Source organism: Phenylobacterium conjunctum (assembly GCF_042679085.1).
Classification (GTDB): Bacteria; Pseudomonadota; Alphaproteobacteria; order Caulobacterales; family Caulobacteraceae; genus Phenylobacterium; species Phenylobacterium conjunctum.
Window position 1 is genome coordinate 89,254 of the sequence record NZ_JBHTLQ010000002.1, and the last position, 14,177, is coordinate 103,430.

The following is a 14,177-nucleotide window of genomic DNA, read 5'->3' on the forward strand; positions in this document are numbered from 1 at the left end:
CGGGCGGTCTAGATCAGGCGGCCGGCGACAGGCTGTCGGCGGACATCAGCTGCTCGATCTGGTCGGCGGTGACTGGCCGGCTGAACAGGTAGCCCTGGATCTCCGAGCATCCCGCGGCCGCCAGGCGTTCGCGCTGGTCCGTGGTCTCGACGCCCTCGGCGATGACCGCCAGCTTCAGAGCCCGCGCCAGCTTGACGATCGCGCCGACCACGGCCTCGGACTCCAGGTCCACGCCCAGGTTGGCGATGAAGGAGCGGTCGATCTTGATCTTGCTGATCGGGTAGCGCTGCAGATAGCTCAGGCTGGAATAGCCGGTACCGAAGTCGTCCAGGGCCAGGGAGAAGCCCATCTGGCGCAGCCGGCGCAGGGTGTCGTGGGTGGAGGGATCGTCGCCCAGCAGGATCCCCTCGGTGATCTCCAGCTCGAACTGACGCGGATCGACGCCGTATTCTTCCACCAGCTCACCCAGGCGCAGCACGAAGTCGGCCAGGCGCAGCTGGTTGGCTGAGACGTTGATCGCGATCTTCAGCCCGGTCCAGCGGCGGCTGTCCTCGAAGGCGCGGCGCAGGGTGAACATGCCGAGTTCGACGATCAGGCCGCACTCCTCGGCGATCGGCACGAAGAAGGCCGGCGAGACGTCGCCGCGCAGCGGGTGGCGCCAGCGCACCAGGGCCTCGACCCCGGTCATGACGCCGTGACGATTGACCTGGGGCTGATAGGCCATCTCCAGGGCGTCGCGGGCCAGGGCTTCCCGCAGGTCGGACTCCAGGGCGCGGCGGGTCTTGATGGCCGCGTCCATCTCGATCTCGAAGAAGCAGTACTGGGACTTGCCGTTCTCCTTGGCGCGATAGAGCGCCAGGTCGGCGTGGCGCAGGGCCTCGGCCGGGTCGGTGTCCGGGTCGGTGCAGACGGTCACGCCGATGGAGCAGCCGGTGAACACCCGCATGCCTTCCAGGTCGAAGGGCTCGGACAGGGCTTCCAGCAGTCGGGCGGCCAGGGCCGAGGCGTGGGCGGCGCCCGCGTCGGTCTGGACGATGGCGAACTCGTCCCCGCCCAGGCGGGCGAAGGTGTCGGTCCCGCGGCACTGGGCGGCGAGGCGCTTGGCGGCCTCCTGGATCAGCTGGTCGCCGACATGGTGGCCGAAGGTGTCATTGACCTCCTTGAACCGGTCCAGGTCGATGCAGTGCACGGCGACCGGCGGGGCGTGCCGGCGCAGCTGGTCGAGGGCGCGGCCCAGGCGGTCAAAGAACAGCACCCGGTTCGGCAGGCCGGTGAGGGAGTCGTAGTAGGCCAGGTGGGCGGCGCGCGCCTCGCTGGCCACCAGGCCTTGCGCGGCGGTGCGGGCCCGGCGGTAGAGGAACAGCGCTCCGGCGGCCAGGGCGAAGACTACGGCCAGGATCGGGGCCACCAGTTCGCGCAACAGGTTGAAGCCGGGTGTCTGGGGCTTCCAGTCCAAGGTGGCGACGGCCTGCCCGCGGTCATTGCGCAGGGGCATGTGCGCCTCATCCGGTTCCGCCGAGGCGTCGCCGTTGTGGACATGCAGGTCGTCCAGCATGAAGCGGCGGGCGAAGGCGGCCACGAAAGCCTGGTCCAGCGGCATGCCCGAGATCAGGATCGGCGCCTTGTCGTCAGGCAGGGCGGAGCCGAAGTCGGGCTGCACCAGGGTGGCGGTGAGGATGAAGGGGCCATAGTCGTTGGCCGAGATGGCGCTGGCCTGGATCGGCTCGCCAAGGATGTGGCCATGGCTCGCGGCTTCGCCGGCGCGGACCTTGGCGGCCAGACGGTCGGCGTCGATCTTGAACTGCCTGTACACACCGAGCTGGTGTTGCTTGCCCCGGATCGCCGCGAACACCGGGTGATCCTCGTCGTCCAGGATGAAGGCCGCGCTGAAGCCGTTGGACTTGTACAGGTACTCGCCGATGTTCTCCCTGGCCCACTGCTGATCCAGGCTGTGGTCGAGGTGGATGATCGCCTCGTCCCAGACGACCTGGGGCAGGACCTGCTTGGCGACTTCCTCGATGCGGCCGGCGAGGCCGTTGCGGACCACGGCCTCTTCACGCGCCTTGGCGGAGAGGTCGAACTCCTTGACCAGGCTGAACACGGCCACGACCAGCAGCGCCATGGCCAGGAAGGCCAGGCACACCAGGGGCCAGAACATGTCGCCCTTGAGGAGTTTACGGGTCATTGCAGCGTCCGGGGGAGTCCTGTCGTCCCCGCGGACATACCGTCGCCACGCTTAAGCCTTCCTGGCCTGACGTGGTTGAAATCAGATGAATCTCAATAGATCGCCCAGATTGGGCAGGTTCGAATCTGGTCTTGTTGAGCAAGCGACGGAGAAACGCGCCGTTTACTCAACTTGAACTCAGACTGAGTGCAGCGAAATCAATCGCTGTCCATCTTCAGGGCGGCGATGAAGGCTTCCTGCGGGATCTCCACCTTGCCGAACTGCCGCATGCGCTTCTTGCCTTCCTTCTGCTTGTCCAGAAGCTTGCGCTTGCGGCTGGCGTCGCCGCCATAGCACTTGGCGGTCACGTCCTTGCGCAGGGCCCGCACGGTTTCCCGGGCGACGATCCGGCCGCCGATGGCCGCCTGGATCGGGATCTGGAACATGTGCGGCGGGATCAGCTCCTTCATCTTCTCGACCATGCCGCGGCCGCGGGCTTCGGCCCGGGTGCGGTGGACCAGCATGGAGAGCGCATCCACGGGCTCGGCGTTGACCAGGATCGACATCTTCACGAGGTCGCCCTCGCGGTACTCCTCGATCTGGTAGTCGAAGCTCGCATAGCCCTTCGAGATCGACTTCAGACGATCATAGAAGTCGAAGACGACTTCATTGAGCGGCAGGTCGTAGACCACCATGGCGCGGCTGCCGACATAGGACAGCTCGCGCTGGTCGCCGCGGCGGTCCTGGCACAGCTTGATGATCGAGCCGAGATATTCGTCCGGGGTGAAGATGGTGGCCTTGATCCAGGGCTCGGAGATGCTCTCGATCTTCACCGGGTCGGGCAGGTCGGCCGGGTTGTGCAGCTCGATCTCGTCGCCGTTGGTCAGCTTGATCTTGTAGACGACCGAAGGCGCCGTCGCGATCAGGTCCAGGTCGAACTCGCGGCTCAGCCGCTCCTGGATGATCTCCAGGTGCAGCAGGCCCAGGAACCCGCAGCGGAAGCCGAAGCCGAGCGCCGCGCTGGTCTCCATCTCGTAGCTGAACGAGGCGTCGTTCAGGCGCAGGCGGCCGATGGCGGCGCGCAGGTCCTCGAAGTCGGCGGCGTCCACCGGGAACAGGCCGCAGAACACAACCGGCTGCACGTCGCGGAAGCCGGTCAGGGGCGCGTCGGTGGGGCGGCGCTCGTCGGTGATGGTGTCGCCGACTGCGGCGTGGGCCACTTCCTTGATCGAGGCGGTGATGAAGCCGACCTCGCCGGGACCCAGCTCGGCCACCTCGGTCTGCTTGGGCCGGAACACCCCCAGACGGTCAATCTGGTACTGGGCGCCGGTCTGCATCATCTTGACCTTCTGGCCCACCTTCAGGACCCCGTCGAAGACGCGGACCAGCACGACCACGCCCAGGTACTGGTCGTACCAGGCGTCGACCAGCAGGGCCTTGAGCGGCGCATTGGGGTCGCCCTTGGGCGCCGGGAGACGCTTGACGATGGCCTCGAGCACTTCGTGGATGCCGATGCCGGACTTGGCGGAGCACTCCACCGCCTCCGAGGCGTCCAGGCCGATGACATCCTCGATCTGCTGGCGCACCCGGTCGGGTTCGGCGGCCGGCAGGTCGATCTTGTTCAGGACCGGCACGATCTCGTGGTTGTTGTCGATGGCCTGGTAGACATTGGCCAGGGTCTGGGCCTCGACCCCCTGGCTGGCGTCCACCACCAGGATCGACCCCTCGCAGGCGGCCAGCGACCGGCTGACCTCATAGGCGAAGTCCACGTGGCCGGGGGTGTCCATCAGGTTCAGGACATAGGTCTCGCCATCGTCGGCCTTGTAGTCCAGGCGGACCGTCTGGGCCTTGATGGTGATCCCGCGCTCACGCTCGATGTCCATGTTGTCGAGGACCTGTTCGGTCATCTCGCGCTTGGTCAGGCCGCCGGTCTCCTGGATCAGGCGATCAGACAGGGTCGACTTGCCGTGGTCGATGTGAGCCACGATCGAGAAGTTGCGGATGTGGGAGAGAGGCGTCGTCATGCTGGCCTGCCTCTAGCACATTCCCACCGTTTCGCGAGCCGCCTCGCCTTGAAAGGCGCGCTAGGTCGCATTAGAACAAATGTGGAACAAATGATGGTGTGGTCCATGAGGCCGAAGCGGGCGCTTGCGAAGCGTATGCGGCGTGGCCCCACGAGCCAGGAAGCTCGGCTTTGGGACCTGCTTCGCGACCGTAGGCTTGCCGGCCTGAAGTTCCGACGCCAGGTCCCGCTTGGGCCATACGTCGTCGACTTCCTCTCCTTCCACCGCCGCCTCGTTGTGGAGGTCAACGGTCCCTTCCACGGAGACGATTCCGCCCGCGACGCCTGGCTTGGCAGCCAAGGCTTCCGGGTCCTGAGATTCGCCACCCGCCAAGTGGCCGAGGCGACGGAGACGGTGCTTGAGGCCATTCGCACAGCCGCTGAAGCGCCGCTCCTCGTCCCTTCTCCCCTTATGGGAGAAGGTGGCGGCGAAGCTGACGGATGAGGGGTCGCACAGCCCAGTTCAGGCTTGGTTTGAGATGGTCGGCGAGGTTTGAGAAACCCCTCATCCGACCTGGCTCCGCCAGGCCACCTTCTCCCACAAGGGGAGAAGGACCCTCGCGCGGAGAAGTCATGGTTAAGCCGCCGTTAAGCTGAGCGCCGCAATGAAGTCCAGAAGGGATGGGACGTATTCGCCCAAGCTTCCAGGAGTCTTCGCCATGGACCGCCGCACCCTGATCCTGTCCGGTATCGCGACCCTCGGCGCCGCGGGCGCCGCCAGCGCCCAGCCCGCGCCTTCCGGCCAGACCAACATGCCGATCGCCGGGCCGACCCCGCCGCCGGTGACGCCCACCCCGGCCTATGCCGCCAATCCGCCGGCCGAGACCTTCAGCCGCGAGGAGATCGTCAACAACGTCTCCGACTTCCTGGGCGTCACCGCCGAGACCGCGGGCGGCGCCGTGGAGCGGGTGTTCAAGGACAATGGCCGGCCCACCGCCTACATCGCCGGCGAAGAGGCCTCGGGCGCCGTCGCGCTTGGTCTGCGCTATGGCCGCGGCCTGCTCTACATGAAGGGCAAGCCGCCGGTGGAGATCTGGTGGCAGGGCCCTTCGGTGGGCTGGGACGTGGGCGGCAACGCCAGCCGGGTCTTCACCCTCTGCTATAACCTCCAATACCCGGACGCGATCTTCCAGCGGTTCCCGGGCGTGGACGGCTCGGCCTATTTCATCGGCGGCCTGGGCGTGAACTACCAGCGCGCCAACGACATCATCCTGGCCCCGATCCGCGCCGGCGTCGGCATGCGCCTGGGCGCCAATGTGGGCTACCTGTCCTACAGCCGCCAGCGTCACTGGTGGCCCTTCTAGGGCCTGTCAGTGCTTCTCGGTCTTGGAGGCGAGCAGGTCCATCAGGGCCATCAGCACGCCTGAAACCACGAAGGTCAGGTGGATGCCGACCAGCCAGGCCAGGTGGACATTGTCCACGGCCTCGCCCTCGGCGGTCTTCATGAAGGCCTTGAGCAGGGCGATGGCCGAGATCGCCACGATGGAGGCGATCAGCTTCATCTTCAGACCGGCGAAATCCACCGTGCCCATCCAGCTCGGCCGGTCCTCATGGTCGCCGGTGTCGATCTTGGAGACGAAGTTCTCGTAGCCCGAGAAGATGACGATCAGCAGCAGGTTACCGGCCAGGGACAGGTCGATCAGGGTCAGGGCCATCAGGATGGCCTCGTCCGGGCTCATCGAGGCCGCATGGCTGAACTCGGTCCAGGCCTCGCGGGCGAAGACCATGACCATGACCACCAGAGCGGCCACCAGTCCCAGATAGAAGGGCGCCATCAGCCAGCGGGACCGGAACAGCAGGGTCTCGAAGTGCCGTTCCAGGGCGGGCTTGTGGGCGTGGGCGGCGGAAGCGGGGGGCTTGGTCATGCCCCCCACTGTTGTCGAGCTCAATCAGCCGATCAAGCCAAGCTTTCTTAGCGCGGCGCCATGCGGATGGCGCCGTCCAGGCGGACGTCTTCGCCGTTGAAGTAGCCGTTGGTGATCATGGTCTCGGCCAGCTGGGCGTATTCTTCCGGCTGACCCAGGCGCTTGGGATGCGGCACCTGGGCGCCGAGGGCCGCCTTCACCGCTTCGGGCGCGCGGGCCAAGAGCGGGGTGTCGAAGATGCCGGGCAGGATGGTGTTGACCCGGATCGCTTCGCTGGACAGGTCGCGGGCGACGGTCAGGGTCAGGCCGACGATGCCGGCCTTGGAGGCCGTATAGGCCGCCTGGCCGATCTGGCCGTCTTCAGCGGCCACTGAGGCGGTGTTGACGATGGCGCCGCGGTCGCCGTCCGGCAGGACGTCCAGGGTCAGCATGCCCGCCGCCGACTTGGTGATGCAGCGGAAGGTGCCGATCAGGTTGACCTGGATGATCCGCTCGAAGTTCTCCAGCGGATATTCCTTGATCTCGCGGGTCTCCTTGTCGCGGCTGACGGTCTTCACCGAGCCGCCGACGCCGGCGCAGTTGACCAGGATGCGCTCCTGGCCGTTGGCGGCGCGGGCCTTGGCGAAGGCGGCGTCGACCTCGTCGCTGGAGGTGACATTGACCTTGCAGAAGACCCCGCCCAGTTCCTTGGCCAGGGCCTCGCCCAGCTCTTCATTGAGGTCGAACAGGGCGACCTTGACGCCATGGCTGGCCAGCCTGCGGGCCGTGGCCGCGCCGAGGCCGGAGGCGCCGCCGGTGATGACAGCGGAGATGGAGGAGTCGAGTTTCATGGGGCCGCTCGCTTGAGTGTGACTGGCGCGGGACCAAACACGCTTTCGGTCCCGCGCCAAGATTCACGCAGCGGCAGCAGGTCTAGCCCCGCAGCTTGCCGCCGACGGTCTTCTCCACGGCGGCGACGATCTTGGCGGACAGGGCCTCGATCTCGGCGTCAGTGAGGGTCTTGTCCTTGGGCTGCAGCACCACCTCGACGGCCAGGGACTTGAAGCCCTCCGGCACGCCTTGGCCCTTGTAGACGTCGAACACCCGGGCCTCGCGGATCAGGGCCTTGTCGACGCCCAGGATCGGGCGCGACAGGTCGCCGGCCGCCACCTTGTCCTCGACCAGGAAGGCGAAGTCGCGGGAAAGCGGCATCAGGGCCGAAAGCTCCAGCGCCGGCTTGGTCTTGGTGGCCTTGCGCTTGGGCTCGGGCAGGACGTCGAGATTGATCTCGAACCCATAGACCGGACCCTCGACGTCCAGCGCCTTGAGGATGCGCGGGTGCAGTTCGCCGAACTCGGCCACCACGGTCTTGGGGCCAAGCTGCAGGCGGGCCGAACGGCCCGGATGCCACCAGTCGGCGTTGGAGCCTTGCGCGGTCTGAAGCGGCGGGGCGCCCAGTTCGTCCAGCAGGGCGACGAGGTCGGCCTTCAGCTCGAAGAGGGCGTCAGACCCCGCGCCCGCCCAGTGCCGCGGCGGATGCGGCGCCAGGATGGCGGCGATGGTGGTCACCTGGTCCTCGGGCTGGTCGCCGCGATAGAGCGGGCCGATCTCGAACAGGGCCACGTCGGCGAAGCCGCGGCGGGCGTTGCGGCCAGCCGCCTCGATCAGGTTCGGCAGGGCCGAGGGCCGCATGCAGTCCAGGTCCGAGGCGATCGGGTTGGTGATCACCAGCTGCGGCTGGCCGCCGCCGAACAGGGCCGCCTTGGCCTGGCTGGTGAAGCTCCAGGTGATGGTCTCGCCATAGCCGCGCGCGGCCAGGGCCCGGCGGGCGGTGCGCACGCGGGTCTGGCGGACGGTCAGCACGCCGCCGGCGGGGCGGGCGATCTCCGGAAGCGCGGTGGCGGGCAGGGCGCCATAGCCCTCGATGCGCGCCACTTCCTCCACCAGGTCGGCCTTGCCTTCCACGTCGCGGCGCCAGGACGGCGGCGTGACCTGGGCGGCCTCCACCTTGAAGCCGAGGTCGGCCAGGATCTGGTCGATCCGCTCAGGCCCGATCTCCAGGCCCGACAGCTGACGCACGTAAGCTCGGTCGAAGGCGATGGGGCCGGGGGCTTCCGGCGCCTGGCCCACATAGACCAGCTCGGAAGGCTCGCCGCCGCAGAGCTCCAGGATCAGCTTGGTGGCCAGCTCGACGCCGGGCTCCAGGCTGTCCGGATCGACCGTGCGGGCGAAGCGGTACTGGGCGTCGGAGGTGATGCCGGTGGCGCGGCCGGTCTGGGCCGTGCGGATCGGGTCGAACCAGGCGCTTTCCACGAAGACGTCGGTGGTCGCGTCCGAGCAGCCGGTGGACTCGCCGCCCATCACGCCGCCCAGGCCGATGGCGCCCGAGCCGTCGGCGATGACGCAGATCTCCGGGGTGATCTCGTAGGTCTTGCCGTCGAGGGCGAGCACACTTTCGCCCTCGCGGCCCAGGCGGGCCTCCAGGAAACCGCCGGTCAGCTTGGCGGCGTCATAGACGTGCAGCGGCCGGGCGCGGTCGTAGGAGATCAGGTTGGTGACGTCGACCAGGGCGTTGATCGAGCGCAGGCCGACGCTCTGCAGGCGCTGCTGCAGCCAGGCCGGCGACGGCCCGTTCTTCACGCCCTTGATCAGCCGGCCGGCGAAGGCCGGGCAGGCGCCGCTGTCGTCCAGCTTGACCGAGACGGGCGAGGCGAACTTGCCGGGCACGGGCGCGACCGAGATGTCCTTCAGCTTGCCCAGGCCCGCCGCGGCCAGGTCGCGGGCGATGCCCACGACGCCCAGCCAGTCGGGACGGTTCGGGGTGACCTCGAAGTCGATGACGGCTTCCAGGCCCAGCGCGTCGGCGACCGAGGTCCCGACCGCCAGGGTGTCCGGCAGCTCCATGATGCCGTCGCTTTCGGTGGCGACTTCCAGCTCGGAGGCCGAGCAGAGCATGCCGTTGGACACGACGCCGCGCACCGGCTTCTCCACCAGGGTCACGCCCAGGCCGGGCACGAAGGCGCCGATGGGGGCGTAGATCGTGGTCAGGCCGGCCCGCGCATTCGGGGCGCCGCAGACGATTTCCTTGCGGCCGTCGCGGGTGTCGACCTGGCAGACGCGCAGGCGGTCGGCGTTGGGGTGCTGGACGGCCTCGACGATCTTGGCGACCGAGAAGGCGGCGAGCTTGGAGGCGGGATCCTCCACATGCTCGACCTCAAGGCCGGCCATGGTCATGGCGTCGACCACTTGTTGAACGGTGGCGGTGGTGTCCAGGTGCTCGCGGAGCCAGGAGAGGGTGAACTTCATGATCTCGTCTCCGCTCAGCTCAGGCCCGAGGCCTGGTTGGGGGCCTGGAAGGCCGAGAAGCCGTAGTGGTCCAGCCAGCGGACGTCGGAGGCGAACATGTCGCGCAGGTCCGGCATGCCGTACTTCAGGACACCGAGCCGATCCACGCCGCAGCCGAAGGCGAAGCCCTGCCAGACGTCAGGGTCCAGGCCGCAGTTGCGCAGCACGTTGGGGTGCACCATCCCGCAGCCCAGGATCTCCAGCCAGTCCTCGCCCTGGCCGATCTTCACCTCGCCGCCGGAGCGGTCGCACTTCACGTCCATCTCGGCGCTGGGCTCGGTGAACGGGAAGTGGTGGGGGCGGAAGCGGGTCTCGACCGCGTCGGTCTCGAAGAACCGGGCGATGAAGGTCTCCAGCGTCCACTTCAGGTGACCCATGTGGATGTTCTTGTCGATCACCAGGCCTTCGATCTGGTGGAACATCGGGGTGTGGGTCTGGTCCGAGTCCTTGCGGAAGGTGCGGCCCGGCACGATGACGCGGATCGGCGGCTCCTGGCCGGCGGCGATCCAGGAGGGCAGCTTCTCGTTGGTCTTGTGCATCACCCGCACTTGCACAGGGCTGGTGTGGGTGCGCAGCACCTTGCGCTCGCCGCTCTCGTCGGCGGGCAGGAAGAAGGTGTCGTGCATCTCCCGCGCCGGGTGCTTGGGCGGGAAGTTCAGCGCGGTGAAGTTGTTGAAGTCGGTCTCGATGTCCGGGCCTTCGGCGACGGAGAAGCCCATCTCGGCGAAGACCGCGATCATCTCGTCCATCACCTGCATGGTGGGATGGACACCGCCCTTGCGGCGGGGGGCGGCGGGCAGGGTCAGGTCGACCCGCTCGGCGGCCAGGCGGGCGTCGAGCTCGGCGGTCTCCAGGTCCGCCTTGCGGGCCGCAATGGCGCCCTGCAGGCGGTCGCGCAGGCCGTTGATCCTGGGGCCTTGTTCGCGGCGCTCGTCGGGGCTCATGCCGCCCAGGGACTTGAGCAGCTCGGAGATGGAGCCGGACTTGCCCAGGGCCGCGACGCGCACGGCCTCCAGGGCGGTGAGATCAGCGGCGCCGGCGACGGCGGCCGAGAGGTCGGCTTCGAGTTTGGTCAGATCGGTCATGGCCGGTGTCGTTTAGAGGGGTGAAACGGGCGCGGAAAGAGGACAGCAAAAAGCCCTCCGGCGGTTCGGCCGGAGGGCTCTGCAAAGCGAGGGAGCTGGAGGCTCCCGCGACCTTTAGGCCAGCGCGGCGCGAACCTTGTCGGCGATGGCCTTGAAAGCGGTCGGATCGGCGCCGGCGATGTCGGCGAGGACCTTGCGGTCCATTTCGATCCCGGCCTTATCAAGGCCGAAGATAAACTGCGAATAGGTGAAGCCTTCCAGACGGGCGGCCGCGTTGATCCGCTGGATCCACAGCGAGCGGAAGTTCCGCTTGCGGACCTTGCGGTCGCGGTACGCGTATTGGCCGGCCTTATCGACGGCGGCCTTGGCGGTCCGGATGGTGTTCTTGCGGCGGCCATAGAAACCCTTGGCCTGCTCCAGAACCTTCTTGTGCTTGGCGTGGGCGACGACGCCCCGTTTCACGCGAGCCATGTGTCAGTACTCCCGGTTCAGAGGCCGTAGGGCAGGTAGGTCTTGATGATCTTGGCGTCAGCCTCGCTCATCACCTTCGTGCCGCGGTTTTGGCGGATGTACTTGGCGTTGTGGCTGATCAGGCGGTGGCGCTTGCCGGCGACGCCGGCCTTCAGCTTGCCCGTAGCCGTCATCTTGAAGCGCTTCTTGGCGCCAGACTTCGTCTTCAGTTTCGGCATTTCACGTCGGAGCGGTTAGGCCCCGTCCTCTGGAGTATTGATGAGCCGCCCTGGCATGCCTTTGGCCAGACGGCTCCGAAGGGGCGGGTGCTTACGCGAAACACCCGCCGATGGCAAGGCTGCTCGCCTAATGTCCCATGGCCATGGGCGGTGGCGCGTCGTCCCGCTGTGGCGCCCGCCGGACAGCGGACAGGGCCAGCAGGATGGCCGGCGCCACCACCAGGGCCCCCAGGATGAAGGGCCCGTCGCGGACCACCGGCACCACCAGCCCGGCGCAGGTCGGTCCCACCACGCGGGCCAGGGCTCCCATGGCGTTGTTCAGACCCAGGATCTGACCCTGCCGATGCGGGTCGGCGGTGCGCGAGATGATCGCGCCCACGTTCGGGAAGGCCACCGACTGGGCGGCGGCGGTGACGCACATCAGGGCGATGGTCATCGGGCCGCCCACCGAGACCACCTGCAGGGCGGCGGCGATCGCCGTCACCCCCATGCCGATGGCCAGCATCGTGCCCTCGCCATAGCGTTCGGACAGCCGACCGGTGACCATGGTCTGGAAGAAGAAGGCCGTCGCCCCGGTGAAGGCGAAGCAGATGGCGATGTCGCGCGGACCCCAGCCGAAGCGGGCCTGGGACCACAGGCCGAACTGGCTTTCGATGCCGGTGAACGCAAAGCCCACCAGGAAGGTCAGCAGCATCATGCGGCCGATCACCGGATGGCTGGTGGCCTCGCCGATGGCGGCCCAGCGGCTGGGGCGGTGGCTGATGCCCTCTTCCCGGACCCGGCTTTCCTTGATGATCAAGGTGATGGCGATGACGCACAGCAGGGCCAGGCCCGAGGCGATGAACAGGGGGATTCGGAAGCCCGCCGGCCCCATGTTCTCGTGAGCGAAGAAACCGCCGACCGAGGGGCCGATGATCAGGCCCACGTTCCAGGCCGCGCCCTGGTAGGACATCTGGCGCGCGCGCTTCTCCGGCGGGGTCACGTCGGCGATATAGCCCTGGACCACGGCCCCGTTGCCGGCGGCGAGGCCCCCGACCAGCCGAATGAAGAAGGCCACCCAGATATTGGGCGCAAAGGCCAGCGCCAGGTAGCAGAGGCAGTTGCCCATGATGGTCGAGATCAGGAGCGGCTTGCGGCCATAGCGGTCGGAAAGCCGGCCCCAGAAGGGCTCGCCAAAGAAGGCCCCCACGGAATAGGCGCCGAAGATCAGGCCGATCTGCCAGGGCTGGGCGTTGAAGGATTTGGCGTAGAAGGGCAGCAGCGGGACAATGATCCCGAAGCCCAACATATTGATAAAAATGACGGCGATCAGCGACGCCGCCGCAAAGCGGGGCGCTGGGGCCTTATACGGCTCGGAGTCAGACATAATACCCCCGGTGTTAAGCGCGGCCGGGGGGCAGGGCAAGCGATGGTTGCGCCCGGATCGTGCGACCCGGGCGCGCGCCGAAGACCCTTAGAAGCGCTGGGCGCCGTCCAGGCGGATGGTCGTGCCGTTCAGGAAGTCGTTCTCGACGATATGAGCGGCCAGGATGCCGTACTCGTCGGGATCGCCCATGCGGCGCGGGTTGGGGACCATGGGGCCCCAGTGGGCCTGGGCCTGTTCGTCCGTCATCCGCGAGGAATAGGCGAAGGTCAGGAAGGTGCCGGGGGCGATGGCCATGGCGCGGATGCCCAGCGGCGCCAGGTCGCGGGCGACGGTCAGGGTCATGCCGATGATCCCGCCCTTGGCCGCCGAATAGGCCGCCTGGCCCGGCTGGCCCTCATAGCCGGCGATGGAGGCGGTGTTGATCACCACACCGCGCTGGTTCGAGGCCAGCGGCTCGTTCTGGGCCATGGCCTCGGCGGCGATGCTGGTCACCGCGAAGGCGCTGTTGAGGTAGACGTTCACGGTGTGGGCGAACTGCGACAGGGGCAGGCGCTTGCCTTCCCGGTTCACGGTGCGCTGCGGGCCGGTGGCGCCGGGCGCGGGCGGGCCGCCATGCACGACGACGGCGGCGCGCAGCGGGGCCAGGGCGACGGCGGCGGCGACGGCCTCGGCGATGGAGTCCTCGCTCATGATGTCGGTCTTTACGAACACCGAGCCGTTGCCGATGTCCTTGGCCAGGGCCTCGCCGCGGTCGGCGTGAACGTCGGCGATCACGACGCGGGCGCCCTTCTGGGCCAGGCGCCGGGCGGTGGCGGAGCCGAAGCCGCCGGCGCCGCCGGTGACCAGGGCCGAGGCGTTGCTGAGATCCATGATGGTTTCCTTCCCCGATTAGAGTTTGGAGCCGATCATGAAAGGGCGCCGCAAGGGACGCCAAGCCCTACAAACGGAAACGGCCGCCCGAGGGCGGCCGTCTGAAGTCGTCGGATGAGGTCGTGGTCCTAGCGCGGGGCGAGGATCATGATCATCTGGCGGCCTTCCATCCGGGGTTCGTACTCAACCTTGGCCACCGGTTCGAAGTCAGCCTTCACCTGCTGCAGCAGCTTCATGCCCAGTTCCGGGTGGGCCAGCTCGCGACCGCGGAAGCGCAGGGTGACCTTCACCTTGTCGCCTTCTTCGAAGAAGCGGTGCATCGCCTTGGCTTTGACTTCGTAGTCATGCGTATCGATGTTGGGACGGAGCTTGATCTCCTTGATCTCCACCACCTTCTGCCGCTTGCGCGCCTCGTTCTTCTTCTTCTGCTCCTGGAACTTGAACTTGCCGTAGTCCAGGATCTTGCAAACGGGCGGATCCGCGTTGGGAACGATCTCCACGAGATCGAGGCCGGCCTCTTCGGCGGCTTCAAGCGCGGAGGAAGTCGGCATGACGCCTTGCTTCTCACCGTTCTGGTCGATCAGGAGAACGCGGGGAACGCGGATGTCTTCATTGATGCGCGGCCCGTCCTTGACGGGAGGCGCCTGCATGGGGCGGCGAATAGGCTTTTGCTCCGTGAGCTGTTCCAACAAACGACATAGCCGGCGACGCTGGGCGTCCCGGGGAGTCGCTTAAGTATATGACCGCGGGTT

At 67.5% G+C, this 14,177-nt stretch carries 13 protein-coding genes; 2 read left to right on the plus strand and 11 right to left on the minus strand.

Annotated features, from left to right (window positions below; translation table 11 throughout):
* Nucleotides 1-13: 13 nt before the first annotated feature.
* A complete protein-coding gene (locus ACFQ27_RS01225) occupies nt 14-2,185 on the minus strand; it encodes a putative bifunctional diguanylate cyclase/phosphodiesterase (protein WP_377352080.1) in 2,172 nt (723 codons plus the stop codon).
* Nucleotides 2,186-2,382: 197 nt separating this feature from the next.
* Nucleotides 2,383-4,188, minus strand: a complete 1,806-nt coding sequence (gene lepA, locus ACFQ27_RS01230; RefSeq protein WP_374345369.1) for a translation elongation factor 4 — start codon at nt 4,186-4,188, stop codon at nt 2,383-2,385.
* Nucleotides 4,189-4,293: 105 nt separating this feature from the next.
* Between lepA and ACFQ27_RS01235 the strand changes: the two genes are divergently transcribed.
* Together ACFQ27_RS01235 and ACFQ27_RS01240 are read left to right on the plus strand one after the other, a co-directional pair.
* Entirely contained in the window at nt 4,294-4,671 is a 378-nt protein-coding gene (locus ACFQ27_RS01235) for an endonuclease domain-containing protein (RefSeq protein ID WP_377352081.1), read from the plus strand.
* A gap of 214 nt (nt 4,672-4,885) precedes the next feature.
* Nucleotides 4,886-5,530 (plus strand): DUF1134 domain-containing protein, encoded by a 645-nt coding sequence (locus ACFQ27_RS01240; protein WP_374345368.1) that lies wholly within the window; start codon nt 4,886-4,888, stop codon nt 5,528-5,530.
* Nucleotides 5,531-5,536: 6 nt separating this feature from the next.
* Here the strand turns inward: ACFQ27_RS01240 and ACFQ27_RS01245 are convergent, their stop codons facing one another.
* The 9 genes from ACFQ27_RS01245 to infC form a co-directional block, all read right to left on the minus strand.
* Nucleotides 5,537-6,091 carry a TIGR00645 family protein gene (locus ACFQ27_RS01245; protein WP_374345367.1) on the minus strand — a complete coding sequence of 185 codons (555 nt, stop codon included), beginning with the start codon at nt 6,089-6,091 and terminating at the stop codon, nt 5,537-5,539.
* 47 nt (nt 6,092-6,138) lie between these two features.
* On the minus strand, nt 6,139-6,921 hold the full coding sequence (locus ACFQ27_RS01250; protein WP_377352082.1) for an SDR family NAD(P)-dependent oxidoreductase: 783 nt from the start codon (nt 6,919-6,921) through the stop codon (nt 6,139-6,141).
* Nucleotides 6,922-7,003: 82 nt separating this feature from the next.
* Nucleotides 7,004-9,376 carry a phenylalanine--tRNA ligase subunit beta gene (gene pheT / locus ACFQ27_RS01255; protein ID WP_377352083.1) on the minus strand — a complete coding sequence of 791 codons (2,373 nt, stop codon included), beginning with the start codon at nt 9,374-9,376 and terminating at the stop codon, nt 7,004-7,006.
* A gap of 14 nt (nt 9,377-9,390) precedes the next feature.
* The gene (pheS, locus tag ACFQ27_RS01260; protein WP_377352084.1) at nt 9,391-10,500 is read right to left on the minus strand and encodes a phenylalanine--tRNA ligase subunit alpha; all 1,110 of its coding nucleotides are present in this window, start codon (nt 10,498-10,500) and stop codon (nt 9,391-9,393) included.
* A 114-nt stretch (nt 10,501-10,614) separates the two neighbouring features.
* Entirely contained in the window at nt 10,615-10,971 is a 357-nt protein-coding gene (gene rplT, locus ACFQ27_RS01265) for a 50S ribosomal protein L20 (RefSeq protein ID WP_374345362.1), read from the minus strand.
* A gap of 17 nt (nt 10,972-10,988) precedes the next feature.
* Nucleotides 10,989-11,189, minus strand: coding sequence for a 50S ribosomal protein L35 (gene rpmI, locus ACFQ27_RS01270; RefSeq protein ID WP_374345361.1), 201 nt, complete (start codon nt 11,187-11,189; stop codon nt 10,989-10,991).
* A gap of 127 nt (nt 11,190-11,316) precedes the next feature.
* Nucleotides 11,317-12,555 (minus strand): MFS transporter, encoded by a 1,239-nt coding sequence (locus ACFQ27_RS01275; protein ID WP_374345360.1) that lies wholly within the window; start codon nt 12,553-12,555, stop codon nt 11,317-11,319.
* 87 nt (nt 12,556-12,642) lie between these two features.
* Nucleotides 12,643-13,425 (minus strand): SDR family NAD(P)-dependent oxidoreductase, encoded by a 783-nt coding sequence (locus tag ACFQ27_RS01280; RefSeq protein WP_374345359.1) that lies wholly within the window; start codon nt 13,423-13,425, stop codon nt 12,643-12,645.
* A 128-nt stretch (nt 13,426-13,553) separates the two neighbouring features.
* Nucleotides 13,554-14,075, minus strand: a complete 522-nt coding sequence (infC, locus tag ACFQ27_RS01285) for a translation initiation factor IF-3 (protein WP_374345358.1) — start codon at nt 14,073-14,075, stop codon at nt 13,554-13,556.
* Between the last annotated feature and the right edge of the window lie 102 nt (nt 14,076-14,177).

Bases quoted from the DNA above. Each gene is read 5' to 3' on its own strand.
- lepA (WP_374345369.1), bottom strand. From the start codon at position 4,188: ATGACGACGCCTCTCTCCCACATCCGCAACTTCTCGATCGTGGCTCAC.
- ACFQ27_RS01240 (WP_374345368.1), top strand. From the start codon at position 4,886: ATGGACCGCCGCACCCTGATCCTGTCCGGTATCGCGACCCTCGGCGCC.
- rpmI (WP_374345361.1), bottom strand. From the start codon at position 11,189: ATGCCGAAACTGAAGACGAAGTCTGGCGCCAAGAAGCGCTTCAAGATG.
- pheS (WP_377352084.1), bottom strand. From the start codon at position 10,500: ATGACCGATCTGACCAAACTCGAAGCCGACCTCTCGGCCGCCGTCGCC.
- ACFQ27_RS01225 (WP_377352080.1), bottom strand. From the start codon at position 2,185: ATGACCCGTAAACTCCTCAAGGGCGACATGTTCTGGCCCCTGGTGTGC.
- infC (WP_374345358.1), bottom strand. From the start codon at position 14,075: ATGCAGGCGCCTCCCGTCAAGGACGGGCCGCGCATCAATGAAGACATC.
- rplT (WP_374345362.1), bottom strand. From the start codon at position 10,971: ATGGCTCGCGTGAAACGGGGCGTCGTCGCCCACGCCAAGCACAAGAAG.
- ACFQ27_RS01275 (WP_374345360.1), bottom strand. From the start codon at position 12,555: ATGTCTGACTCCGAGCCGTATAAGGCCCCAGCGCCCCGCTTTGCGGCG.
- pheT (WP_377352083.1), bottom strand. From the start codon at position 9,376: ATGAAGTTCACCCTCTCCTGGCTCCGCGAGCACCTGGACACCACCGCC.
- ACFQ27_RS01250 (WP_377352082.1), bottom strand. From the start codon at position 6,921: ATGAAACTCGACTCCTCCATCTCCGCTGTCATCACCGGCGGCGCCTCC.
- ACFQ27_RS01235 (WP_377352081.1), top strand. From the start codon at position 4,294: ATGAGGCCGAAGCGGGCGCTTGCGAAGCGTATGCGGCGTGGCCCCACG.
- ACFQ27_RS01280 (WP_374345359.1), bottom strand. From the start codon at position 13,425: ATGGATCTCAGCAACGCCTCGGCCCTGGTCACCGGCGGCGCCGGCGGC.
- ACFQ27_RS01245 (WP_374345367.1), bottom strand. From the start codon at position 6,091: ATGACCAAGCCCCCCGCTTCCGCCGCCCACGCCCACAAGCCCGCCCTG.